This is a genomic window from Limosilactobacillus mucosae (assembly GCF_013423865.1).
In the GTDB taxonomy this organism is placed as follows: Bacteria; Bacillota; Bacilli; order Lactobacillales; family Lactobacillaceae; genus Limosilactobacillus; species Limosilactobacillus mucosae.
Genome location: NZ_CP058954.1, coordinates 1323532 through 1346036, shown reverse-complemented (window position 1 = coordinate 1346036; position 22505 = coordinate 1323532). Strand labels below are relative to the sequence as shown.

Annotated in this window: 35 protein-coding genes and 1 tRNA gene; 27 read left to right on the top strand and 9 right to left on the bottom strand. The window is 43.6% G+C overall.

Annotated elements, in window-relative coordinates:
- Positions 1-342: 342 nt before the first annotated feature.
- The 6 genes from H0G69_RS06610 to H0G69_RS06585 form a co-directional block, all read right to left on the bottom strand.
- Complete coding sequence (locus H0G69_RS06610; protein ID WP_180304268.1) at positions 343-738, bottom strand: hypothetical protein; 396 nt, start codon at positions 736-738, stop codon at positions 343-345.
- A 235-nt stretch (positions 739-973) separates the two neighbouring features.
- Entirely contained in the window at positions 974-1765 is a 792-nt protein-coding gene (locus H0G69_RS06605) for a DUF4393 domain-containing protein (protein WP_180304501.1), read from the bottom strand.
- Between the two features lie 45 nt (positions 1766-1810).
- Complete coding sequence (locus H0G69_RS06600) at positions 1811-2371, bottom strand: hypothetical protein (RefSeq protein ID WP_180304500.1); 561 nt, start codon at positions 2369-2371, stop codon at positions 1811-1813.
- Between the two features lie 50 nt (positions 2372-2421).
- On the bottom strand, positions 2422-2847 hold the full coding sequence (locus H0G69_RS06595) for an ImmA/IrrE family metallo-endopeptidase (RefSeq protein ID WP_240164332.1): 426 nt from the start codon (positions 2845-2847) through the stop codon (positions 2422-2424).
- A gap of 264 nt (positions 2848-3111) precedes the next feature.
- Entirely contained in the window at positions 3112-3972 is an 861-nt protein-coding gene (locus H0G69_RS06590) for a DUF6414 family protein (protein WP_180304499.1), read from the bottom strand.
- A 31-nt stretch (positions 3973-4003) separates the two neighbouring features.
- Positions 4004-4360 carry a helix-turn-helix domain-containing protein gene (locus H0G69_RS06585; protein WP_240164331.1) on the bottom strand — a complete coding sequence of 119 codons (357 nt, stop codon included), beginning with the start codon at positions 4358-4360 and terminating at the stop codon, positions 4004-4006.
- A gap of 181 nt (positions 4361-4541) precedes the next feature.
- Between H0G69_RS06585 and H0G69_RS06580 the strand changes: the two genes are divergently transcribed.
- Positions 4542-4721 carry a helix-turn-helix domain-containing protein gene (locus tag H0G69_RS06580; protein ID WP_033935094.1) on the top strand — a complete coding sequence of 60 codons (180 nt, stop codon included), beginning with the start codon at positions 4542-4544 and terminating at the stop codon, positions 4719-4721.
- Between the two features lie 38 nt (positions 4722-4759).
- Positions 4760-5587, top strand: a complete 828-nt coding sequence (locus H0G69_RS06575; RefSeq protein ID WP_240164330.1) for a phage antirepressor KilAC domain-containing protein — start codon at positions 4760-4762, stop codon at positions 5585-5587.
- 127 nt (positions 5588-5714) lie between these two features.
- On the opposite strand, the gene H0G69_RS06570 is transcribed toward H0G69_RS06575, so the two are convergent.
- The gene (locus H0G69_RS06570) at positions 5715-5960 is read right to left on the bottom strand and encodes a hypothetical protein (RefSeq protein WP_034540198.1); all 246 of its coding nucleotides are present in this window, start codon (positions 5958-5960) and stop codon (positions 5715-5717) included.
- 58 nt (positions 5961-6018) lie between these two features.
- Here H0G69_RS06570 and H0G69_RS06565 point away from each other — a divergent pair, with 58 nt between their 5' ends.
- The 14 genes from H0G69_RS06565 (at position 6019) to H0G69_RS06505 (ending at position 12119) form a co-directional block, all read left to right on the top strand.
- The gene (locus tag H0G69_RS06565; protein WP_180304498.1) at positions 6019-6273 is read left to right on the top strand and encodes a hypothetical protein; all 255 of its coding nucleotides are present in this window, start codon (positions 6019-6021) and stop codon (positions 6271-6273) included.
- 10 nt (positions 6274-6283) lie between these two features.
- Complete coding sequence (locus H0G69_RS11085) at positions 6284-6415, top strand: hypothetical protein (RefSeq protein WP_270631398.1); 132 nt, start codon at positions 6284-6286, stop codon at positions 6413-6415.
- Positions 6393-6611 (top strand): hypothetical protein, encoded by a 219-nt coding sequence (locus H0G69_RS06560; RefSeq protein WP_180304497.1) that lies wholly within the window; start codon positions 6393-6395, stop codon positions 6609-6611. Before H0G69_RS11085 ends, H0G69_RS06560 begins: the two co-directional genes overlap by 23 nt.
- Positions 6612-6647: 36 nt before the next feature.
- A complete protein-coding gene (locus H0G69_RS06555) occupies positions 6648-6866 on the top strand; it encodes a hypothetical protein (RefSeq protein WP_180304496.1) in 219 nt (72 codons plus the stop codon).
- Positions 6859-7830 carry a recombinase RecT gene (locus tag H0G69_RS06550; RefSeq protein ID WP_180304495.1) on the top strand — a complete coding sequence of 324 codons (972 nt, stop codon included), beginning with the start codon at positions 6859-6861 and terminating at the stop codon, positions 7828-7830. Before H0G69_RS06555 ends, H0G69_RS06550 begins: the two co-directional genes overlap by 8 nt.
- Positions 7763-8635 (top strand): PD-(D/E)XK nuclease-like domain-containing protein, encoded by an 873-nt coding sequence (locus H0G69_RS06545; RefSeq protein ID WP_240164329.1) that lies wholly within the window; start codon positions 7763-7765, stop codon positions 8633-8635. The genes H0G69_RS06550 and H0G69_RS06545 overlap by 68 nt, the downstream gene beginning before the upstream one ends.
- Before the next feature lie 13 nt (positions 8636-8648).
- The gene (locus tag H0G69_RS06540; RefSeq protein ID WP_180304494.1) at positions 8649-9401 is read left to right on the top strand and encodes a DnaD domain protein; all 753 of its coding nucleotides are present in this window, start codon (positions 8649-8651) and stop codon (positions 9399-9401) included.
- 9 nt (positions 9402-9410) lie between these two features.
- Positions 9411-9782: a hypothetical protein gene (locus H0G69_RS06535; RefSeq protein ID WP_180304493.1), complete on the top strand. Its 372-nt coding sequence runs from the start codon at positions 9411-9413 to the stop codon at positions 9780-9782.
- Between the two features lie 2 nt (positions 9783-9784).
- Complete coding sequence (locus H0G69_RS06530; protein WP_180304492.1) at positions 9785-9970, top strand: hypothetical protein; 186 nt, start codon at positions 9785-9787, stop codon at positions 9968-9970.
- A complete protein-coding gene (locus H0G69_RS06525) occupies positions 9963-10277 on the top strand; it encodes a DUF6275 family protein (protein WP_205311106.1) in 315 nt (104 codons plus the stop codon). The genes H0G69_RS06530 and H0G69_RS06525 overlap by 8 nt, the downstream gene beginning before the upstream one ends.
- Positions 10234-10422, top strand: a complete 189-nt coding sequence (locus tag H0G69_RS06520) for a sporulation protein Cse60 (protein WP_180304490.1) — start codon at positions 10234-10236, stop codon at positions 10420-10422. Before H0G69_RS06525 ends, H0G69_RS06520 begins: the two co-directional genes overlap by 44 nt.
- Positions 10423-10605: 183 nt before the next feature.
- On the top strand, positions 10606-11118 hold the full coding sequence (locus tag H0G69_RS06515; protein ID WP_240164328.1) for a DUF1064 domain-containing protein: 513 nt from the start codon (positions 10606-10608) through the stop codon (positions 11116-11118).
- 110 nt (positions 11119-11228) lie between these two features.
- Positions 11229-11561 carry a hypothetical protein gene (locus tag H0G69_RS06510; RefSeq protein WP_180304489.1) on the top strand — a complete coding sequence of 111 codons (333 nt, stop codon included), beginning with the start codon at positions 11229-11231 and terminating at the stop codon, positions 11559-11561.
- Positions 11562-11570: 9 nt separating this feature from the next.
- Positions 11571-12119, top strand: coding sequence for an ArpU family phage packaging/lysis transcriptional regulator (locus H0G69_RS06505; RefSeq protein WP_180304488.1), 549 nt, complete (start codon positions 11571-11573; stop codon positions 12117-12119).
- Positions 12120-12353: 234 nt separating this feature from the next.
- Here the strand turns inward: H0G69_RS06505 and H0G69_RS06500 are convergent, their stop codons facing one another.
- Positions 12354-13232 (bottom strand): IS3 family transposase, encoded by an 879-nt coding sequence (locus H0G69_RS06500; RefSeq protein WP_180304329.1) that lies wholly within the window; start codon positions 13230-13232, stop codon positions 12354-12356.
- Between the two features lie 23 nt (positions 13233-13255).
- Entirely contained in the window at positions 13256-13543 is a 288-nt protein-coding gene (locus tag H0G69_RS06495) for a transposase (RefSeq protein ID WP_003688751.1), read from the bottom strand.
- Between the two features lie 562 nt (positions 13544-14105).
- On the opposite strand from H0G69_RS06495, the gene H0G69_RS06490 reads away from it, so the two are divergent.
- The 11 genes from H0G69_RS06490 (at position 14106) to H0G69_RS06440 (ending at position 22502) form a co-directional block, all read left to right on the top strand.
- Positions 14106-14196 (top strand) — tRNA-Ser (locus H0G69_RS06490).
- Between the two features lie 213 nt (positions 14197-14409).
- Positions 14410-15234, top strand: coding sequence for a hypothetical protein (locus H0G69_RS06485; protein ID WP_180304487.1), 825 nt, complete (start codon positions 14410-14412; stop codon positions 15232-15234).
- A gap of 222 nt (positions 15235-15456) precedes the next feature.
- Positions 15457-15939: a hypothetical protein gene (locus H0G69_RS06480; protein ID WP_180304486.1), complete on the top strand. Its 483-nt coding sequence runs from the start codon at positions 15457-15459 to the stop codon at positions 15937-15939.
- Positions 15940-16123: 184 nt separating this feature from the next.
- Positions 16124-16303 carry a hypothetical protein gene (locus H0G69_RS06475; protein ID WP_180304485.1) on the top strand — a complete coding sequence of 60 codons (180 nt, stop codon included), beginning with the start codon at positions 16124-16126 and terminating at the stop codon, positions 16301-16303.
- The gene (locus H0G69_RS06470) at positions 16290-16790 is read left to right on the top strand and encodes an HNH endonuclease (protein WP_180304484.1); all 501 of its coding nucleotides are present in this window, start codon (positions 16290-16292) and stop codon (positions 16788-16790) included. The genes H0G69_RS06475 and H0G69_RS06470 overlap by 14 nt, the downstream gene beginning before the upstream one ends.
- 203 nt (positions 16791-16993) lie before the next feature.
- On the top strand, positions 16994-17449 hold the full coding sequence (locus tag H0G69_RS06465; protein WP_074504334.1) for a phage terminase small subunit P27 family: 456 nt from the start codon (positions 16994-16996) through the stop codon (positions 17447-17449).
- A complete protein-coding gene (locus H0G69_RS06460) occupies positions 17450-19315 on the top strand; it encodes a terminase large subunit (RefSeq protein ID WP_180304483.1) in 1866 nt (621 codons plus the stop codon).
- Between the two features lie 12 nt (positions 19316-19327).
- On the top strand, positions 19328-19489 hold the full coding sequence (locus tag H0G69_RS06455) for a DUF1056 family protein (RefSeq protein WP_081345172.1): 162 nt from the start codon (positions 19328-19330) through the stop codon (positions 19487-19489).
- A gap of 14 nt (positions 19490-19503) precedes the next feature.
- Positions 19504-20649 carry a phage portal protein gene (locus H0G69_RS06450; RefSeq protein ID WP_180304482.1) on the top strand — a complete coding sequence of 382 codons (1146 nt, stop codon included), beginning with the start codon at positions 19504-19506 and terminating at the stop codon, positions 20647-20649.
- Positions 20636-21343 carry a head maturation protease, ClpP-related gene (locus H0G69_RS06445; RefSeq protein WP_240164327.1) on the top strand — a complete coding sequence of 236 codons (708 nt, stop codon included), beginning with the start codon at positions 20636-20638 and terminating at the stop codon, positions 21341-21343. Before H0G69_RS06450 ends, H0G69_RS06445 begins: the two co-directional genes overlap by 14 nt.
- The gene (locus H0G69_RS06440) at positions 21330-22502 is read left to right on the top strand and encodes a phage major capsid protein (protein ID WP_180304480.1); all 1173 of its coding nucleotides are present in this window, start codon (positions 21330-21332) and stop codon (positions 22500-22502) included. Before H0G69_RS06445 ends, H0G69_RS06440 begins: the two co-directional genes overlap by 14 nt.
- The last annotated feature ends 3 nt before the right edge of the window (positions 22503-22505 follow it).

The window sequence follows — 22505 nt, the reverse complement described above, 5'->3', positions numbered from 1 at the left end:
ATGAATCAGTTGAAGAAATGCTATTGTTGGATGAGCTTACTGAACTGTTGTCATAATCGTCGTTGCTTGACGATTCACTTGATGCTTTAGATTCGCTGGAGGAATTGCTAGACGTCTTTTTTTGCTTTCTTTCGGAATGATGCTTCTTTACAACTTTGGAAGAAGTCTGCTGCTTTGTTGATGAGTGACTGTTAGAGTTTCCCACAGCAAACATAACTACGCCCAAAAATACTAGAGAAACAATTCCGACAATCAATTTCTTTGAGTCTTTAATATTATGCCGATGATTAAGTAATAGGTATGCTGCCCAAAGAATAAATATCCAACCTAGAAAAATCATTTTTATTTGTCCTCCTGTTTTTCCCTGTTAATTACATGCCATCCAATCAAAAAAATAAACATAATTGCAAAAAAGATATGGCAGGTAGTAAGTAAAATTGCAGTGATAATGATCATCAAAACATCCCAAAAACCAGATGGCAATTTTTTATCTGAAGTATTGGTAGAAACGTTTTGTCTCTTTTTGCCAGTTAATGCTTTAGCAAAAGCTTTTCTGGTATCTATAGAAGTGCGGTAATAAGCCTTGTTGTACAGCTTTCGTTTAGGGTGCAACCATCCTGCGGTTTTCGTTCCATATCCAGGAATAAGACTTTTCTTTATTTTTCTGGTATAGGATCCTTTGTATTTTGCGGCTAAAGACTTCTTGATTGATGGTTTACGAAATACGCTTCGTGACATTTTTCCTCCCAATGGTAGCTTTTAACGTCAATCACGCTTGGACGTAATTCTATAAATAACGCGCATGGTCAGCTGATTTTAAATGCTATAATTAAAGAAACTAATGTTCGAGGTGTAAAAATGTCTGAGAAAAATCCGTTTGAAATTGTTGATGGGCAGGTTATATTACATAACGAATTTCAAGGAATCGATGAGGTAATTCTGAATTATGAGCAGGTAGCTGCGATTAAGCTGCTCATTCAAAAATGCATTTGCAAAGACCATGGCCAAAATCAGTCAAACTAATATACGAATGTACTAAATTTAATTCGTTAGATTCATATTCTATGGGCTTGTTGTCGTTAGATTCATATTCTATGGGCTTGTTAATAGCCATTCTGAGAATTTTTTCTATTGTTGCATATTTGTCATCACTTTTTGCCAGTATTTTAGATTGATTATCATTAACAACGCCCAAAGAAACAAGAATATCAAGAGATGAGTTAAAGTTGTTAACTATATTTGAATTATCATCAATGGCAATTTTAGTTGGAAACGTATATCCGTAACTGTTGCCAAGATCTAACCTTAATTGGCCATATGGCAGTTGTTGACCGCCTTGCTGATAGATTATTTTAAGAAACTTAGCTTCACTAGGGCCAAATTGAGAAACAACAGTAGCTAGTCTGGGACTAACAACATTATTTTTGCGATTGTCTACAGTAGAAGCAATAAGGTTAACGTATAATTTGCGAATATCATCTTCGTTAAGCTGATAACGAGCTTCTTCAATGGCCTTAACTGCCAAGCCTACCTTTGATGAGTCACGATTCTCTACTGGTATTTGTTTGTTCTTTTCTCGAATCTCTTTTGTAAATTGTTCGAGTTTTGCCTTTTGGATAATTCTAAGTTTTAATAGTGGCCAACAAAGAGCCGTAGCAACGCCATCTAACGCCTGGCCGATTGTTCTTGCTGTTGGGTTGACTAAATACTCAATAGTGCTTTGAGGCAGAAAATTCTTCCATGCTTCTATTTGATTTGGATCCATATTTCATCACGTCCTTTCTTCGGAGAGGGCTTTTTTTATTTTCAATCAGTTTAGATCGTCGTATGTCATATGGATAATGGCTTGGCTGTTTTTGCCACTATCATCTTTGGTTTCGGATGACCAGTAATGCTTGCCAGTCTTTTTAGAAGCGTAATGATCTTTTGATGTTTCTTTGAGATCTGATGCGGTCACTTTACGATAGTCCTTCAGTACCTTTTTGTTTGAGACTGATGCGCTGTCAGTCTCGAAATAGTTGAACTTAACGGCTGACACAACTTTTTTGCCGTCAGCATTGGTAGCTGGATAATACCGCACGTATGATCTGCCTTTGACGGTATAGTAGGCTCCGTCAGAATGGCTCTTTGCATTCTTGGCCACTTTTGAAATCGGCGTGCCCAATTTGTAGTAGGCAGCGGGCTGTTTCTTGCTGTGGCCGCCAAACAGCCCTGAGCATAGAAAAATGACAGCTAAAAGCCCAGAAACGACAACAACTGCCTTTTTACCAAACGAACTGTACTTGGCATATTTATCCGGCTTGGTTGTGTATTCGTGCCATGATCCCCAGGCTAGGCAGCCAAAAACAATTGCTAAGAGAGTATCGAACATTTTTATTGCCTCCCAATAGCTTTTAACGTCAATCACGCTTGGACGTATTATTAGTATCTGTTTGAAATATAATAGTTGTGCACTTCTTCCTTGACTACATTGTCAAGGTAGCTCGGCACTTCGTATGATTCCATAAAATCGTATACGTTTATGGTTTCTTTTGGTACGCCTTGGCAATAAAAGGGAACCATAAGCTTAACTGCGCCGGTGTTTGCTTTATATTCAACGGAGTGTTTGCCAGTAAAAGTAGCGTGGTAGAAGCAAATATCAGTTTCATCACCATTTAAGATGTGTGAAATTTCGTGAGCAAGCTGAAACGAAATTTCAGCAGGGCGATGCCAGTTAAGGTTCATGACGATGCTGCGGTAATGGAGCGAACAGCCAGGCGGAGTTTCAGGGGCCAACTTATCGGTCCAGACAATATTAATATTATGGTTAAGGGCTACCTTTTCCAAGTAGCTGCTGATCTCGGTCAATTTGGGCACCTCGATTCTGATGAAAAATGGTGATAATAAGTTTTGCTTTTATTTATTTATAGATTTGTATTATTATTGGGTTATCTTTAGAGAAGAAAAGGGGGTAAAGTCAGTGAGTTTAAAAGACGTTGAAAGAATGAAATTTAAATTCGACTCCTTTTCAAAAAAAGTTGAAAGAAAACAAAAACTTCTTTCGTCTAGACATCAAATAATGGATAATGAGCATGCTCAATTTAGGGATAAAATAAATAAACATATGAATTACTACTCGAAATAGATGGCGATAGGTTTGACTAACCTGTCGTCTTTTTTTATTAGCCCAAATGATGATAATAAAAAGAAACTGAACTTAGGCATCAATGTGGTAAGAGCCACTGGGTTGTTTAATAGCCCTTCGCTGATCAGACCGGAATTTAAATCGTTTTCACTAATGATTGATTCTATTTTTCCTAAAATAGTAATTTTTCTATTAGCGAGAACTAATGATTTTAACTGTGATTCATTCATTCTAAAATTATCCTTCTCAGCGATAGTAAGAGCATTATTGGTTGAGAGTAAAATACTGTTAGGGAAAAGATTGTTAAGTAATTTTCCAAAGTTGGTAATAAGATTAAAGCCCTTTTTAGCATTGGAAAGGTCATCATTAGTAGTATCAAAGCTTAACAAAAATGAAACCATTTCATCACCAATGTTTGAACTAATGGTCATAGGGTCGATGATGTTGAATGATGATGTAAGTTGAACAAATGCTCCCTCGGGCTGTTTAGTAGTAGTTTTAAGTAAGCTTGCATCATCTAATTCTTTCGTCATGATGTTGACAGCGTAATCATGATAAACGGTGGAGATGGCTTCTTGGTACATTTCACTATTAGTATCGGAATTATTCGCCTCGTATTCCCCGTTAAAACTAGCTTCACCTTTAGCACCAAGGTTTACTCCTCCAGAAACCCCGTTTGACATTTTGTGAGCAGTCCCCACAGCATTCGTTTCCGTTGATTGCTTTATTTCTTCTATAACTTTAGGAATGCCATCTTCAAACTGTGCAAGTATCGAATTAACTTCAATATTGTCTAGATAGATATACTCTTTAATATGTTTCACATTTTTATGGTTGTGTTTGTTCAAGGCTAACGATCTCCTTAATTCGTCTGTAATTTTATTTTCTCCCACCGCGCAGTAGCCGTTTCATATACTCCAGATCCTGCTCAGGGATAGGCTTGCCCTCGAAGGTGAAGATGGTGTCATCATCAGCGAGATCTGCGGTCTTGAGATCGTCTTCCTTGGTGTCGCGGTGAGGTTCTATTAAATCCGCTTTGTCAACGCCAAAGAAATTAGCCATTTTTTCAATTTTATCTATGCGAGGATATGTTTTTGCATGAATCCAATCTAGGACAGTAGTGTATTTAAAACCTAATTTCTCGGAAAATTCTTTAGCGGTCATGCCATTCTGGTTTAATTTTTCCTTAATGTGTTCGGCCATAATCTGCTTATTATAATTAGCATTATTAGTCATATTCATAACCACCTTTTTAGGCTAATTATAACTGGTTAAACCGTGTTTTTGTTGAATTTTAATAAGAAAAGTAAAATAAAATGATAAAAAGTATTGCTAACACGGTTAAACCGTGTTAATATATGACTCGTAAGGTTGATCAAGGCCTTAACAAGAAAGGAGCATAGATAATAAGTTGACAATGACACTGAGAGCTGCACGCGTTAATGCCAAATTAACGCAGAAAGAGGCTGCTAAAAAGGTAGGAGTATCACCTGCCGCCTGGAGCAAATGGGAGCGTGGGATGACGTATCCTAATGCTTTACAGATTCGAAAAATTGAAAAAATTCTAAATATCGGATTTTCCGATATTATTTTTTAAACAAAAACACGGTTTAACCGTAGTGCGGAGGAAACATAATGCAAAACGTAAATGCTGAAGTTGCCATTGAGAACACAGCAAATGTGCAGATGTTCAAATATGGTGACGTTGAATTGCCGGTCAAGGCTTATGCAGACGGCTCAATTGAATTTGATGCTGAACAATCAGCCTTTGGATTTGGGCTTACTAAAATTTCAAAGGGCAAAGAGTATGTCCGTTGGGAGCGAGTTAACGAATATTTAGGGTTGTCCAGAAGTGGACAACAGATTAAGCGCGGTGATTTTATCACTGAGCCACAGTTCTACAAGTTGGCAATCAAGGCCAACAACCAGGTCGCAGAGAAATTCCAGAATTGGGTAACATCTGAAGTCCTCCCATCTATCCGCAAGCACGGAGCATACATGACGGACGAGAAGATTGAGGAAGTATTACTTAACCCAGACACGATTATCAAGCTGGCAACGGAGCTTAAGACTGAGCGGGAGCGTCGATCAATTGCTGAACAGCGGGTCAATGAGCTGACGCCTAAAGCCAGCTACTACGATCTGGTGCTGAGCAATAAATCGTTGGTCACAATCACTCAGATTGCCAAAGATTATGGTATGAGTGGTCAGGCAATGAATCATAAGCTGCATGATCTAGGCGTCATTTACAAGCAGGGCGACACTTGGCTGTTATACAGCAAGTATCAACGGACTGGTTGGACGCATTCAGAGACGATCATGGTGACTAAATCAGACGGCACTCAGAAAGCCGTCATGCATACCAAATGGACGCAGAAAGGACGGCTTGGGCTGTATGAACTGCTCAAACGGCATGGCATCCTTCCACTAATCGAAACCGCAGACGAAAAGAAGGGAGCATAGGTATGGATTCATCTGATCGTCAAAGGCTTAAATCACAGCTCGAAAATGAGTTGCTGATTAAGGCTGTAAAAGCAAAAAGCCTGATTAAGAAGGCACTCTTAATCAAGCTTATGCAATGGCTTAAAAATTAATCATCTTGGGTCATGTCGATATAAACGATGTCATCTGCATTAAAGACAACTGTCCCTAATTGTTTCTTAGGATTGTCCCCAAATGTAAGACGGTGGTAGTTAAAAGTGATGGTTTTGGCTTCACTCAATTTCAAATCTTTTGGCTGTATTTGTACGCCATCAACTAGCAACGCAAATACATTGCCTAGCTCAAATTCGTTTGTATCACTGACAGGCCGAAAGTGGACACTAATTCGGAACATTTGATTCACCTCCTTTCATTAGGAGATGAGTCAATTGTAGCAGAAAGGAGATGTAGGAATGAGCCCGTATCGGTATCAGCTGAACAAAGCAGAGTTCATGTCTGAATGGCATGACAGCAATGGTCAGCCAATGTCTGAGTCAACGTATCAGCGAAGGCGGCGGGAAGCCACTGACTATCCAGACGGATGGCGTGTTTTCCTGCCAGATGGTCGCGTTGATATTCAAGAGTATCAACGTTTTATGACCTGGTTGGCAAAGAAGAAGCACGATAAGAAGCAAGACCCTCGCTTAGTCGCATATCAAAAGTATTAGGAGGAACAGCATGGACTTATTTGGACCTATTTTTGGGATCCTACTGGTGGCATTGCTGCTAGTAGACCACAGCATCTTGAACGCAAAAATTGAAAAGCTTGGGAAGGAGTTGAAGCGCTATGAACAACGTTACCCGAATTAACTGGATTGTGCTTGCCTACCTGGCTATCTGGAGCTGGGTAGACGGCTTCACTATGACAGCCTTTGTGCTGACTGTACTGGTCAGCTTCGAAGCGCTTTGGAAACCATTTGTTAACTCTAGTCTGGCCGTTAAGCTGTTCGGCACAGAAACGATGGCTATGTTGCAACAAAAAAACGTTACTGGCCGCCACCAGTAACGCTCACAGAAAAATATTCTACAGGAGAAATTATATATGAGTTTGTCGCCAAACGAAAGGGCATTGACAGATGAAGCGCTCCAACAACTATCGGTTGCTACTAAGTGGCTGTTGCGAGCCTACAGAGCTGAGGAAGACAACGATGCATTAACCGATCTGTCAATTGCGACAAGAATGTTGGAATTGGCTCAGGAACCATTGCTGAACGCAAAACGAATGATTAAAACTCGGAAGGAGCAAGATAACAATGACTAATCAAATGGCGATCCTGCAGAAGGACATTACAGACACAGTATCGAAAAAAATCGATCAGTTGACGGACGAAGGGCTGGCATTGCCGGCAAACTACAAATGGCAGAACGCTTTAAAATCGGCTTTCTTTACGCTCCAAAACGTCAAAGGACGTGACGGTCGGCCGGCTCTGCAGTGTGTTCCCGCCTCAATCGCTAACTCTTTGCTGGATATGGTCGAGCAAGGGCTTAGCCCGGCTAAGAATCAGTGCTATTTCATCGTCTATGGCAATCAGCTGCAGATGCAACGGTCTTACTTTGGCACTATCACGGCACTCAAACGGCTGAAAGGGGTTAAGGATATTGATGCTCAAGTAGTTCATCAGGGCGACGAGTTCGTGATTGGTGCTGACGAGCTTGGCCGAATCAAGGTCACCAAGTTCGTGCCTAAGTTCGAGAACCTGGACAAGCCGATCAAAGCGGTTTTTGCGTTCATCCAGATGACTGACGGTCGTGTTAACTACACGGTTATGACACAGAAACAGATCCAAGCCAGTTGGTCACAGTCACGTCAGCACAACGTTCAGAATAAGTTCCCTGAGGAGATGGCTAAGCGGACGGTTATCAATCGGGCTGCCAAGATGGTCATCAATACGAGCGACGATAGCGACCTGCTGACCGGCTCAATCAACAGCGTTACGGCAAACGAGTACGAGGACGATTCTGAACGCAAAGACGTAACACCAGAAACACCAAAATCAGCCGCAGATAAGCTCGTGGAAGGCTTTAAGCAAGAGCAAGAACAAAACCACGAAGAGGAAAAAGAAACGGCTGAGGAACCCCAAGAACAGCCAGAACAAGAGCAAGAAAAACCGGTAAAAGAGTCAGAACAAGAACCAGCAAAAGAGGAGGCAGAACACGATGACAACCAAGAGGCAGACGGCCAAACCGACATCTTCGACTACATCGATGAAGTTGACGAAAAGTAACTACTACAGTCATGATACGGACTTCCAGTACATGTCTTTTTCAGTGTTCAAGGATTTTGAAAAGTGCGAGGCGGCTACCTTAGCCAAGCTGAAAGGCGACTGGGAGCCGACCAGTGATCCTAAGGCGTTGCTGATTGGGAACTATGTACATTCTTACTTTGAGTCGGAACAAGCGCACGCGGACTTTATCAGTGCCAACCATAAAGCTATGATGACCAATCCCAACAAGAAGGAACCCGACGGCCATCTGCGAGCCGACTATAAGATCGCTGACAAGATGATCGAAGCACTTAGCGAGGACGATTTCTTCAATTACGTTTACGCGCCAGGCGATAAAGAGGTCATTGTCACTGGTGAGCTGTTCGGCCACCAGTGGAAAGGTAAGATCGACAGTCTCTGCCTGGATCGTGGCTACTTCTGCGATCTAAAGACGGTTGATGATTTCCACAAAGGGCACTGGAACCCAGTACTGCGGCAGAAAACCAATTTTGTCGAGGATCGTGGCTATCACATGCAGATGGCCATCTATCAGGAACTGATCAAGCAGACGTTTGGTATTGACTGCCAACCATATATCTTTGGCGTGTCAAAACAGGTGCCACCAGACAAGATCGCAATCAGCTTTGACGGAGATGGACAGTTTTTGATGCAGTCAGCACTTGAAAAAATCAAGGCTGACCAAGACCGTTTCTGGCGAGTCTTGATGGGTGAGGAGCCACCTAAGGCGTGCGGCAAATGCGAATACTGTCGGCAGGGCAAACAGCTGGCAGGATTTACAGAGGTTAGCAGCATCGAGATCTCATAAGGAGGCGAGAAAGATGGTCAGAATCAGAAAGGAGTACAGCAAAGGGTTTACCACCACCAGCAACACAATCATCCGTGACGAGCGCCTGACATGGAAAGCACGTGGAATCTTCAACTATCTCTGGTCAATGCCTGATGATTGGGACTTCTATGCTAAAGAAGTAGCCAAGCATGCCAAAGACGGTATCCATTCTCTAGATAGTGGATTGGAGGAATTGGCAAAATACGGCTACCTTGAGCGGACAAGATTGCGTGATAAGAAAGGCAGATTCGGCGCGCCAGTATGGATTCTGCATGATGACCCTGTCGATGCCCAGAAACCTAAATGCGATTTTCCTATCTTGGATAATCCTATCTTGGAAAAACCTATCTTGGAAAATCGCACACTACTAAATAAATACCTTACTAAAGAAACATCTACTAATGAAATACAAGAAGAGAGAGATGTATATAAGGCACCTCTCAACAAAAACGAAAAACTGTCTTTTATCCGCTGGCCAGACAGCTTAGGCGTGATGACTGATCAGATCACACGGCTACTGCTGTCCGCTCAGGAACAAGGGATGTCAGATGCCGTTATCCAAATGATCATCGACAAAACGCGTATGGCAAAGCCAAACACGACGTACGGCTACCTGAAGAAGGTGATCGATGATTATCTCGGTCAAGGCATCTATACAACAGCCGATTTTAGACGCAAGCAGGATCGAAGACGACAGGCGGAGCATCGGGAGATTCCCAACATCCCTGTTTTCAAGATTGATTAGGAGGACATCATGAGTCTAACCGTTGAAGAGCACAAGTATTATCGCGGTGACAAGCTGCAGAGCATCGAGTACGTGACCGAGTTCATCGACAATAACAACGATGGGGTCATGTACTACATGGATGCCGAAACCGGCATGTACACGGACTACGGCTACTGTATTGACGAATTGCAGTGCTACACCAACGACTGGCGGAAAGTGGCTGAGGACTGCTGCAAGCGGTACGGATGTGAACTGGCCGGTGAGAAGTTGGAAGCAGAGACAGAAGATGCTCTGGTACAGACAATGCTCGCCATCTACGCGTGGATCGAGTTCAAGGACTGGCTGTACTACGACCAGATCGAAGAAAAACATGGAATTATGCATGACAAAGGGGAATAACCATGACTAAAGAAGAGTATCAAGGAAAACTTAGCCAATTGCTTAAAGAGATGGACGAACTGGATGTCGAATACTACGATGACGATCAATTCGCCTTCGACGGCGACTGCATTATGCGACTACACGACGTTGCGGATGCTGCATTGGAACTGGCAGAAAAAGCAAAGGATGTGTTTAACAATGACTAATCAAGAATTTATCAACAAGTGCAAATGGCGCGTATCTGACTATCTCAACAAGCTGGTCGGAAAGGAAACGGCCTGCAAGCCGGAAAACGTGTTTGTCGTGTGGCAAGCTAAGGCTCTGCAGAATCACAAGGCCATGCTTGCAGCACCGGGCAGATACAACGACAAGGACTACTACTTCGAGTTTACCTATAATGGCAATCTCAACGAAACATACATGGACGTGTACACGAAAGACGAAAACGTTCTGTTTAAGGAGGCACGCGATGGTCAAGACAAAAATGTTTACCGATCTGGTCAACGATATTGATCCCAGCGTGCAGATCAATCGTTGGCTAGACAAACATCCCGACTATATCATTGTGGACGTCAAGCTGTCGACTGATTTCATCGAGGAAGACAATCAGTTATGCTGCACGGCATTGGTCATTTACAGGGAGTATGAAAATGTGTGAATTTTGTGAGCAACATAAGCCGTTGCTGATCTGCAAGTTTAACGGCATCGGCATAACAGTTAAGGTTGTCAACCATACGCAGTTAGACGCAATGGCGAAGGTCAAGCGAAACGAAAGTGTGATCAGTGTCGGGCAGTCAAACCGTATCAAGTACTGTCCGATGTGCGGGAGGGAACTGAAAGATTGAAAAACTACTATGGCAAAAAGGTTAAGCTGGACGGTTACACGTTTGACTCAAGAAAAGAGGCGTCTTTTTACGCAGCTTATATCAAGAGCTGTGGCAAGAAGTACCAGGTACATCCCCAGTGCGAGTTGTTGCCAATCTATAATGCCGGCGAAGTCCGTGTTGGCGGAATCTACTATCGACCCGACTTTGTTGTGTATGGTGTTGACGGGGCCATAGAGCACGTTTACGACGTTAAAACGGGAATTGCCTATCGAGCAACCGACGCAAGCGCACAGCTAAGATTTAAGCTGTTCTGGCGCAAGTATGGCATCCCGGTTGAGGTGGTGACGCCGTTCAGGAGCTACTTTAAAGTCAAGATCTTAGGCACGACCACCAAAACACAGCCGATGCATCAGCGCATCAAGCGTGACGGGACGATCGTCAAGGACTACTACGACATCAAAACTTCAATTGATTACAAAGTAGAAGAATTACTGGAAGGAGAAAGAGATGGAAAGCAAAGAGGTTGAGCGGGCATTCCGTAACAGCAGAGCAGTGACACTTGGTGACTCAAAACTGTACCTGATCATTGAAGCTAATCACATTAACGAAACGGTCATGCTAGATGAGGTATACCAGGATGGGCAGAGCTACGTATCAAAGAAGCTGCCGAGAATCGGGGCAAGGTTTGATACGCTGCGAAAGCCAACGTTATACAGGTGACCACAATGAAAAGAAAGTGGAATGGATTAGGGATGACGGTAATGGTTTGCCTGCTGTTTTGGGCAGTCGTGATTGTGTTGCTAGCACACGTGTTGGGAGGATAGATATGCGTAAGGAAACGGTATTGGGAACACTGGTGGTTGGATTTAAGTATACGGCGATCGCATCAATTACTATTGCGGTGATCATGACGGTTAAAAGTGCATGGATTAAGTTCCTATGCTTCTGGCTTAGCCTTTGCTTTCTATGAGGCAGTCTGATGGCAGTAAAAAAGAGCCGCACCGCGATGGCACGACCCTCTAATGAATCAACACCATCAATTATAGCAGAGGAGAGTGGTGTCGTGGTGCAAATGGATTTAGGCTTGGAAATCGACAGCAAGGAGACCGCTGCTAATGTGCGACGATTCTGGACGCATGGGATTAATCGGTATCTATATCAAGCTGGTCTGCATCGCAATCAGCTCAAATCACCGACACTCAGCCTAGCAGGTGGCGGTGGGGCAAATGGCAATCACGCTGAGGACAGACTCATTAGCGGGATGCAGGCACAACGCATGTGCGACTGCATCAGGGATACGCTGGAGAACTGCGAGCCGTTGACTTATCAAATCATCTCAGCCGTCTATATCGAAGGCCTAAAAGACTGGCAGATGGCCGATAAACTTTGCTATTCACCGTCACAATATCAGAACATCAAGCGATCGTGTATGTGTGAGTTTGCTGAGCGGTTTGAAGGCTTTGAGAAGCGATACGGTTTTGACGGTCTAGATTATATCAAGCTGGTTCAAAAAATCGGAGCATCGTAAGAGCACAAGGCGAGCATTTACGGACTACAATGGTATCGTGATAGAAATATCACGAAGCCCAATTACTCGGCTTTCTCAAAGGGTGTCTTTCCTACTGGAATTGATTAGAACTTCTTCCAAAACAGGCGCTACGGCGTCTGCTTATGCATCATCACCGGGAACGCAGCTTTTATGCCAATTATGCCATGGTCCCCTGTCAATAAAATAGACAATTTAAATAGAGACTTTTTTGTCCTATGCCACGACTAAATTTTGAATTTGAGTTTGATACTCATCTTCAAGTTGCTTTGGTGATTTGAATCCACAGTGACTGTGAATTCTAACTGTGTTGTAAAACGTTTCAATGTACTGAAAAACTAGTCGTTTAGCTTCGGAGTATGAATGGATTTTAAACCGATTTATCCATTCACGCTTAATCAAGGCGTGAAACGACTCAATGCAGGCATTATCCCAAGGATAAGCTTTCTTTGAATAGCTTAATGTCATGCTAGCTGTAACTTGATTGTAAGCTTCAGACGTAAACTGACTACCACGATCACTGTGCATGATTAATGGCTTGCTAATATGGCGACTGTGCTTAGTCTTTTCAATAAGTGGGATGACATTCGATACCTCCAAGGTTTCAGATAAGTCCCAACCAATGATCCGTCGGGAGTACAAGTCCATAATACTGGTTAAATAAACGAATCCGTCATGAACTGGAATATAAGTGGTGTCAATGCACCAAACGGCGTTTGGTCGCAATGGATTGAACTGCTCGTCTAAAATATTTATTAGCTGTTTATCAAACTTAGAATTGCGAGTGGTAGTCGTCCAAGGGGTTAGGTAAACGGCGTGAATGCCAAGTTCACGCATATACTTACCAACAGTTCGTTCAGCGATCTTATATCCTTTTGAGCGAAGTTCTTGGGTGATTTTGCCGGCACCGTAAATACAAAGGCTTTTGAGCCAAATTGCTTTAATTTCACCTTGAATAAACTTCTTCCGAAGCTTTCGCGGTGATTGGTGATTATGACGCTTTTCTCGTTGATAGTAACCACTTCTTGAGATTCCAACATAATCACACATACCATTGATGGAAGGGTGGGATTCCAAAGCGTGCTGAACGTCCATTTCTTGGTATACCTTTTCGGTAGTTACTTGCTCAGAATCCCGATTGATTTTTTTAATACTTCGATCGCTCCTTCAGCGTCACGAAGTTGACGCTTTAGTCGTGCAATCTCCTTGTCCTTATCGCTGGCAAAATTACCAGAGCCACGGCCAAACTCCCCAGTCTCAGTAAACAGCTTAATCCATTTATGTAATGTACTAGCCCCAATACCTAGATTCTTACTTATTTCATTCATGGTCATGTGATCCTTGTTATCTAAGTAATACTGAACGGCCTGTTCCTTAAATTCCTTGTCATAACTGTGCTTCGTCATTATTTGATCCTCCAATTTACTTCCTTAATTATACTAAATCAGAGTCTCTATTTAACTTGTACACTTTTTATTCTAGGCCCACCAAGACGATATTACATCAGTGAAACAACTGCGATGAAGACTAACAATTAGTTCAATTCAATCCATATGTTCGTATGGAACCTCCTTTCATATTGTGGGAACAAACGAGTGAATGATTAATGTGCGTTTCAAATACGGCTGCGCGTGGGTTCGACTCCCACATGGTGCTTTCCCGCATCAACGGGAATTTTATTTTTATTTATTTTTTCCAACCCATAAACTAGGCACCGCATACGGTTAGCTGCTCACACGGCTAGGCGGTTCGACTCCGCCGTGCGGTATTGCGCTGACACACAGCAGCGCATTGTCAGTGTTTAGAGTTTCACTGGCTGGAAGGTCCCAGGCGGGCACTGCGTTTCTAACCATCATGTCGCAGCGCAAAAAAGGGTGCGAGTCCCTTACCTATCCTTTTCCTGGCTTTAATTTCTATCAACGACAATATACCTGCCAGGACAACGTGGCGGGCGAATCCCGTCAGCGTGGAAGTATGGCTGAGTGGCTTAAAGCGCCAGTTTGCTAAATTGGTAAAGTCCTTTTATAGACTTTCGCAGGTTCGAATCCTGCTGCTTCCATTGAGAGTAGCGCAATTCACTCTCTTGTCTTTCGATCGATTTAGGCTTTAGATGAAAGGCAGACGGTACGGTCATCTCCATACTTCAGAGGGGGATGCTATGGTTCAACTCCACAGGCCGTCATTGTCCGAAATGACGTTAAACTACATATCACCCATTCAGAGTCTAGCTATAATGGCTAGGCTTTTGTATTATGTTTTTGGGTGATGTATAATGTCTGATAAAATTCGTAAATTTTGTAGTAAACATTCAAATGTAGTGGCATTTGTTTTAGGGATGATTACAATTGCATTAATTCTCTCAATAGTTAGGCAAGCCGCTTCTTTGAATACAAAGCCATTTTTTCAATGGATTGCTAATGATCATGGTGATGTTGCTGATTGGGTAAGTGGAATTGGAACATTCTTGGCGTTCTTGGCAATATTTTGGCAGGTGAATAAGCAGACTAATATTCAGAGAGGACTTGATGCTGAGCATCAACGTCCAAGATTCTCGCTTGTCTTTATTCCAGTAGTGAGAACTGGTGTGACAACCATAGTTTTCGGTGAAGAACAAGATGGCAGCAAAGCAAAACAATTGGCGACTAATCATTCTGGATACAGGAAAATATGTATTAATAATATGTCGCCAAATACGATCTATGAAATTGAAGTTCGCTTAAAATACCATTTGAGCTCAGATCCTCAAGGAATACGAGAAGAATACTTTCTGTATTCCGGGTTAAGGCCTAATCACGATTTAGTCCTTTTGCCAGATTTTAAATTTAATGAAAGCGATGAACAAATTAGATATGATCATCTAACGATTAGATTTGATACCTCAGCTAATGAAATAGGATTTTGTGACTATCCAGGATCGCATAGTAAATCACATGATAGTGCTTTTAGTAGTGAAAAATATTATTTTGTACGTTCCAAAAATAAAAGTATTTCAGCAACGGCACCTGACATAATGATAAAAAAGGAGTCAAAAACGTATATGGACTTGAATGATGGCATGGATGCTGCTAATAAACATACAAGTTATGAACATATTTGAGTGATTAATTATGGAGTATTTCATAAAACTAATAACAATTGCTGCAGTTGTTGCTTTTTTAATTTTGCTTATAACGAGTATAGTAATTAATCTGTAAATATAGTCAGCTTAACGGCTGGCTTTTTATTTAGCTAGAGACTATATGGACATGGACTAAATCACCCCGAAAGAAGCCTGGTTATTATGACCGGGCTTTTGTATTATATGGATGAGGTGATTAATATGATAAAAATATTAGAAAATATCTTTAATTCGTGGCTCAAACGTAGAGAATCAAAGTATGATGCTGGGTTAAAAAGAGAAGCTAGCAACATAGAACATATTAAAAACAGTAAAGATATAGAAAAACTATATGATTTTACACTTTATTGTGCAAAGTCACTTTACGGGAATGCCTTTAGAGACGTCAAAGAATTATTCTATAGCAACAAATTTGACGAAATGAAAGAAAAATTAGATGAATTTGAATTTCAAACTCATCTTAGTAAAAAGACATTACAAATATGGAATGCTGTTTTTGAAGATATGGAAAATGTTTTCGAAAATTATGAAAATTGGCAATGTTGGAAACGATATGTAAATAGTAACTCTGAAAAATTTAGTTATCATAGAGAAGATGACCTTCATAACAAAGAAAATGAGGATAAAGCTAAGCTTAAGGAAGATATTCAAAGGCTGAAAAAATGTGGGGACTTACGTGCTTAGAAATCAAATATTAAAAGGAGGTGAGTAGCATTACTCAAAAATTAACACAAAAGCAACAACGCTTCATTATTTCGGGTAATGCCACTCAAGCAGCAATCAACTCTCTTGTCTGTCGATTTAGGCTTTAGATGGACGCAAGCTCAGCTTTGGCTGGGCTTTTTATTTTGGTTTAGGTGGTGACAACATGAGAGCGTATAAGGATTGGAGCGTCTGCTCGAACGAAGAACATAAGATGCTAGTACTAGCCGACAAGATTTATCGTAAACAGCACCCAGAACGAGTGAAAGACAAGCCGGCAGAATACACGATCAAGCCACCAGTTCTACATACTAGGAAAGGAGGTGGCCACAATGCCAAGGGTTAGACGATGCAGATATCCGGGATGTCATGCCATGTGCCAGCTACCTGATCACTACTGCAAGCAGCACTATGAGCATGAGGCTGAGTACCTAGCCAGTCGCCAGAAGTGGGCACGATCTCACAACGCTGAGTATCAGCGCAAGTACAACAACGTCACAAGATATCGTGACGATACCAAGTCAGCACAGTACCACTTCTACAAGTCCAGGCAATGGCAGTCACTGCGTAAGCAAGTACTCGAGCGTGACCACTATGTCTGCCAGTACTGTGGCAAGCCAAACTCCAAGACCGTTGACCACGTCATACCAATCGAGTTTGACAACAAGCTGCAGGCAGACACTGACAACCTGGCAACCATCTGTCGGGACTGCCATAGACTCAAGACAGCTTGGGAGCAACGGCACTATGGCACCGGCAAAGACAACCAGTTGATAGCTGGTGCTGAGCCAATCCATGACGTGGACGTTATAGCCAAACTCATAACGCTGTGAGAGGCTCATATTTGCTCTCTCGCGCGTTTTAAAAATTTTTGATTAATTTATCGAATTCGATTTTAAAATTTACCCCCGCCCCCTATTCGCTTGCCAAAAGGAGCGCACACAGTTCAGCCGTCTCTTACAGAAATGCGATTTTAAAAATTTTTACCCCAGGGGGGCTCCGGAACGTTCCGAATCTGCAGAAAGGAGAGCCAAAAATGCCAAAACAGGTGTTTTTTAAGCAAAATCACGGTCATTTGCCACCAAATCCGCCTAATTATTTCGGGCCGATTGCCGCTGCATGCTGGCGAAAAATAGTGCCATATCTCGAGAGCACCGAGCGGGTCCAGCGAATTGATGCCGGCATGGTCGAACAGTACTGCACTCAGTACGAGATCTACCGTCAGGCGTATGCTGACGTACAGGAAAACGGCATCCAAACCAAGCTGTTTACGTCATTGCAGAATGCAGCCGGCGAGATTATCGGCAAGGATTTCACCGGGTATCGAAAGAATCCAGCGGTCGGAATCATGACCGATGCAAACAAGCAGCTTAACTCGATTGGCATTCAACTTGGCCTGACGCCTAAGGGCAGACAGGACCTTATGCAGATTGCAAGTCAGAAGAAAGAGAAGTCGATCAGCGATCAGATGAAAGAAGCGGGGTTGGTATAGTTGAAGATTGATTTGACACAAACACATGACGTGCTTGGGGCTTATCACAGCATCAACTTTGATGATATCCGCAAACAGTATCAAGATTCTGGCACACGGTACGCCTTTGACGTGCTCGATGAAAAGATTTTGACTGGCTATCTGATCAAACTAGCCGCTTTTAGACATCTGCGAGACCTGCAACGTATAGGGGATGCTGATTTCCATTATCACTACAGCACTAAAGAGTGCCATAAGATCCTTAAATTCGCATCGATTGCACCGAACGTTGATACCGGCGTGCCTGTTCCGCTAATGGACTGGCAGAAGTTCATTTTTTGCATGCTATTCGGCTGGCGGGATGAGTCAAATTTAAAACGGTTTGACCGCTGCATACTTTCGGTGGCACGTGGTCAAGGCAAGACCTATCTCATGGCTATCTACATGTGCTATACGTATCTGATTGAGTCAATGGGGCTATCCAACCAAGACTACCTTGTTACTGCCGAAAATGCAGACCAGACCGGTAAGCTTTTTGGCTATATCAGCAGCATGATTCCAAGAATCATCGAGCAGCAGCCTGTTTTTGGCAAGCTTGCCAAGGAAGTTGAACTGGCCGTACTGCACAACAAGATTACGATGCGCAAAGTCAACAATGTTATCCGGCCAATCACGTTTAACTCAGGGAAGTACGACTCGTACCACTTCAAAACGGCGGTATTTGACGAAATCGGTAATATTCACACCGACGAAGGCTCAGCAAAGATCACTTCTGGTCAAGTAAAAGTTCCTAATCATCAGTACATAGAGATTTCAACGGCCTATCCAGACCCGACAGTGCCGTATCATGCCGATGAGAAGCTGGCTCAAACGATCATGGAGCAGGACTATAAGCGTGATGGTGACAACTATCTGGGGCTGATTTGGTGCCAAGACAGTCTTGATGAAACCTTTAAGCCTGAAACCTGGTATAAGTCAAACCCGCTGCTTTACTTGGATGGCCAAAAAGAAGTGCTGTTCAAAGGCTTGACTAACAGCCGAAACAACGAGGCAATGGCCGGCCATATCGACCGTTTTCAAAACAAGAACCTGAACATGTGGCTCCAGGAAGCTACTAACTCATTTCTAAAGCTGGCCGACATTGAGCGAGCGGTTAAAAATGATTTTAGTTTTCGTGGCCAACAGGTCTATATCGGCTTTGACTACTCTATGTTTTCAGACAACACAGCTATTGCCTTTGTATTCCCGTACACTGACGCTGACGGCAACCAGAAATGGCATGTCAAGCAGCACAGCTTTATCCCGTGGCAAAAAGCCGGCTCAATCGAGGCCAAGGAAAAGCAAGACGGGATTGAGTATCGGGAATTAGCAAGAAAAGGCTACTGTACAATCACCAGCCATCCGCAAGGCTTGATCAATGACGACCAAGTCTATCAATGGTTGCTTGATTTTGTCGCTGACAATGATCTCAAGGTCCTGTTTTTTGGCTATGACGCATGGGGAGCAACCAATGCGATCAAACAGATGGAAATCAACACTGAATGGCCGTTGAACCCGATTCGGCAGCGTACCAGTGAGCTGAAAGACCCGACTAAGTTCCTGCAGAAGGGCTTTGTTGAGTCGTCAATCACGCGTGATGATGATGAAATCATGGAAAAAGCACTTGTTAACGCCGAAATTATCCAGGACAAGATTGGCATCCAGGTCGACAAAGCCAAGGCAACGCTGAAAATCGATGTTGTGGACGCAATTATTGACGCTCTCTATCAAGCTATGTATCACTTTGAGGACTTCGGGATTGCTAACGACAAATCAAAACAGGTCGAACTGATGACAAGTGAGCAAGTCAAAGCCTGGTTTGAGAACGAAGACTCCGGCTTGCTGTAATGGAGGTGGCCTATGCTGAAATTTATCTGGAAATACATTGATGTTTTATGTTTTTTAGCCGCAGCGTTTTTTATCGTCTGGGGCTTTTTTAGATTAAGCATTACGGCCGGCATTTTTGCGGTCGGTATTGCGCTGATTATGGTTGGGCTAATTACCGAGATGATTGCGAGCTGAAAGGAGGTGATTGAATGCCGATTTTTAAACTGAGAAATAAAGCTAACTCTGTTTTATCGATCGCGGATGATCAAAGCATTATCAATTTCCTCAATCCAAACGGCACTAGCGATTATGTGGATGCATCAACTGCTCTGCATAATTCTGACGTCTACTCGCTGATCTTTCAGCTGAGTTCGGATTTGGCAAATGGCCGGTTTGTTACCGAAAAGTCGCGGACGCAAGGGATGCTTGACAATCCTACCGTCACCAGCAACGCTCATGCTTTCTGGCAGTCAATGTTTGCTCAACTGCTGCTTGGCGGTGAGTGTTTTGCCTACCGTTGGCGCAATAACAATGGCATTGATAGTTATTGGGAGTATCTAAGGCCATCTCAGGTATCGCCATATTTGCTTGAAGACGGCTCTGGGCTGATCTATACGGTTACGTTTGATGAGCCAAGCGTTGGCGTTGTTGAGGCCATACCACAGTCCGACATGATCCATATTCGGCTTTTGTCCAAAAATGGCGGTAAGACTGGCATCAGTCCACTGTCAGCTCTGGCTAATGAGCTGAGTATCAGCAAGGCAAGTAATCGACTGACTCTCTCAGCACTTGCGCAGTCTATTTCTGCGCCTGGGATTTTAAAGATCCAGAAAGGCGGGTTGCTCAACGCTAAGGAAAAAGCTCAACGCTCGCAGAAGTTTATGCAGCAGATGCAGGCGTCAGGGAGCGGGCCAATCGTGCTTGACGATTTGGAAGACTACCAGCCTTTGGAAATCCAGGGAAACGTTGCTCAACTGCTGAATCAAGCCAATTGGACTGGCGCACAGATTGCCAAGGTATACGGTGTATCCGACTCGGTTATCAATGGGCAAGGTGACCAACAGTCATCGTTGGCCATGATGGGTAATGACTATGCCAAGTCGCTGAGCCGTTTTGCCAAAGCGATTGACAGCGAGCTCAGCAACAAGCTGACTGGCAATGTCAAACTGGACCTGCGACCGGCCGTTGATCCGCTTGGTGATACGTTTGCCGGCACGATTGCATCGATGGTTAAATCGGGGGCTCTGGCAGGCAATCAGGCTGCTTACGTGCTTGAACAATCCGGGTATTTACCGGAAAGGCTTCCACGAGCTGATAATGCAAAGAAGGGAGGTGAGAACGATGACCAAGATTAACATTAAAGGCGACGTTGTCGACAACATGACCGGCAAATTTTACAGCTGGTTTGATCTGGATTCCGCCTATCCTCAGGCGGTTGAACGAATGTTAGCCGATGCCGATGATGATCTGGTGGTAGACATTGCATCGCCAGGTGGGGACGTACACGCAGCGTCTGAAATCTATACGATGCTGCGTGACTATCCCGGCAAAGTTACGGTTAACGTGCTGGGCCTAGCTGCTAGTGCAGCATCGGTTATCGCGATGGCTGGGGATGAGATCAACATGTCGCCAACCGCACAGATGATGATCCATAAGGCATGGACCGTAACGCAAGGCAACGCCGACGATCTCGACCATGATTCCAAGATGATGGATACCGTTGACCAAACGATTATCAACGCTTACGAAGCCAAAACAGGCTTAAAGCGGGATGAAATCGAAAAGCTGATGTCTGACGAAACTTGGATGACGGCTAAAGATGCCGTTGATAAGGGCTTTGCCGACAAAATCATGTTCGCCGATGAAAGTCAGCCACAAGTGGTCAATGCTGTCCACAGTATCCCTTCGCACGCCGCAATCAACAAATTCATGACGCTTATGGCCAAGGCCGAACAGCCAAAGCCAGAAGAAAAGCCGGCTCCGTCTGTTTATGACGAGAAGCTGGCTATTTTATTGGACAAAAAGGAGGCCCAACATGGGAATCAATGAACTGAACAACGCTTGGATTGAAGCCGGCCAAAAGGTTTCTGATCTGAACGATAAGCTTAACGTCGCTCTGATGGACGACTCTTTCGATCAAGCAGCTTTTGCAGATTTGAAGGAACAACGCGACCATGCCAAGGAACGTCGCGATGCTCTGAAAGACCAGCTTAACGAAGCTCGCGCAGCAGAAGTAGTTAAGATGCACGACAGCGACAAGGAGCCGCTGAATGACAACCAACTGTCGCTGAAAGACAAGTTTGTTAAGGACTTCAAGGATATGGTTACTACGGGAACGTCTGGAACTGGTAACGGTGGTCTGACGATTCCAGACGACATCCGCACGACTATTAATACTCTGGTGCGTCAATACGCATCTCTGCAGAACCTGGTTCGTGTGGAATCTGTAACGACCGAATCCGGTTCGCGGGTTTATGAAAAGTTATCCGACATCAAGCCATTAGCATCACTGGATGATGAAACGGCTGCAATTGGTGACAACGACGATCCAGAACTGACCACGATCAAGTACCTGATCAAGCGTTACGCTGGTATCACGACCGTTACTAACACGCTGCTGAAAGACACGGCTGAAAACATTATTGCATGGCTGTCTACTTGGATTGCTCGTAAAGTCGTCGTTACTCGTAACCAAGCTATTCTGGCAGTTATGAATACGGCATCCAAAAAGCCAACGATTGCTAAGTTTGATGACATCAAGGACTTGGAACTGACCGCACTTGACCCTGCAATCAACGCTACGTCATCGTTCTTGACCAACCAATCTGGTTTTGCCGTTCTGGCCAAGGTTAAGAACGCAATGGGCGACTACCTGGTACAACGTGACCCAACCAGTCCCGAAATCTATCGTATTGGCGGTAAGCCAGTCACGGTAGTTGCTGACCGTTGGCTCCCAGACGTATCTAGTGCTCATCCACTGTACTACGGCGACTTTAAGCAGGCTATCACGCTGTTTGACCGCGAGAACATGAGTCTGCTGACGACCAACGTTGGTGCTGGCGCCTTTGAACATGATGAAACCAAGATTCGTGTCATTGACCGGTTCGACGTTGAACAAGTCGATGGTGATGCATACGCAGTTGGCTCGTTTACGACGGTTGCTGATCAGACGGCTAACTTCCAAGCTTCCGCAGGCGCTGGTAAGTAGGCG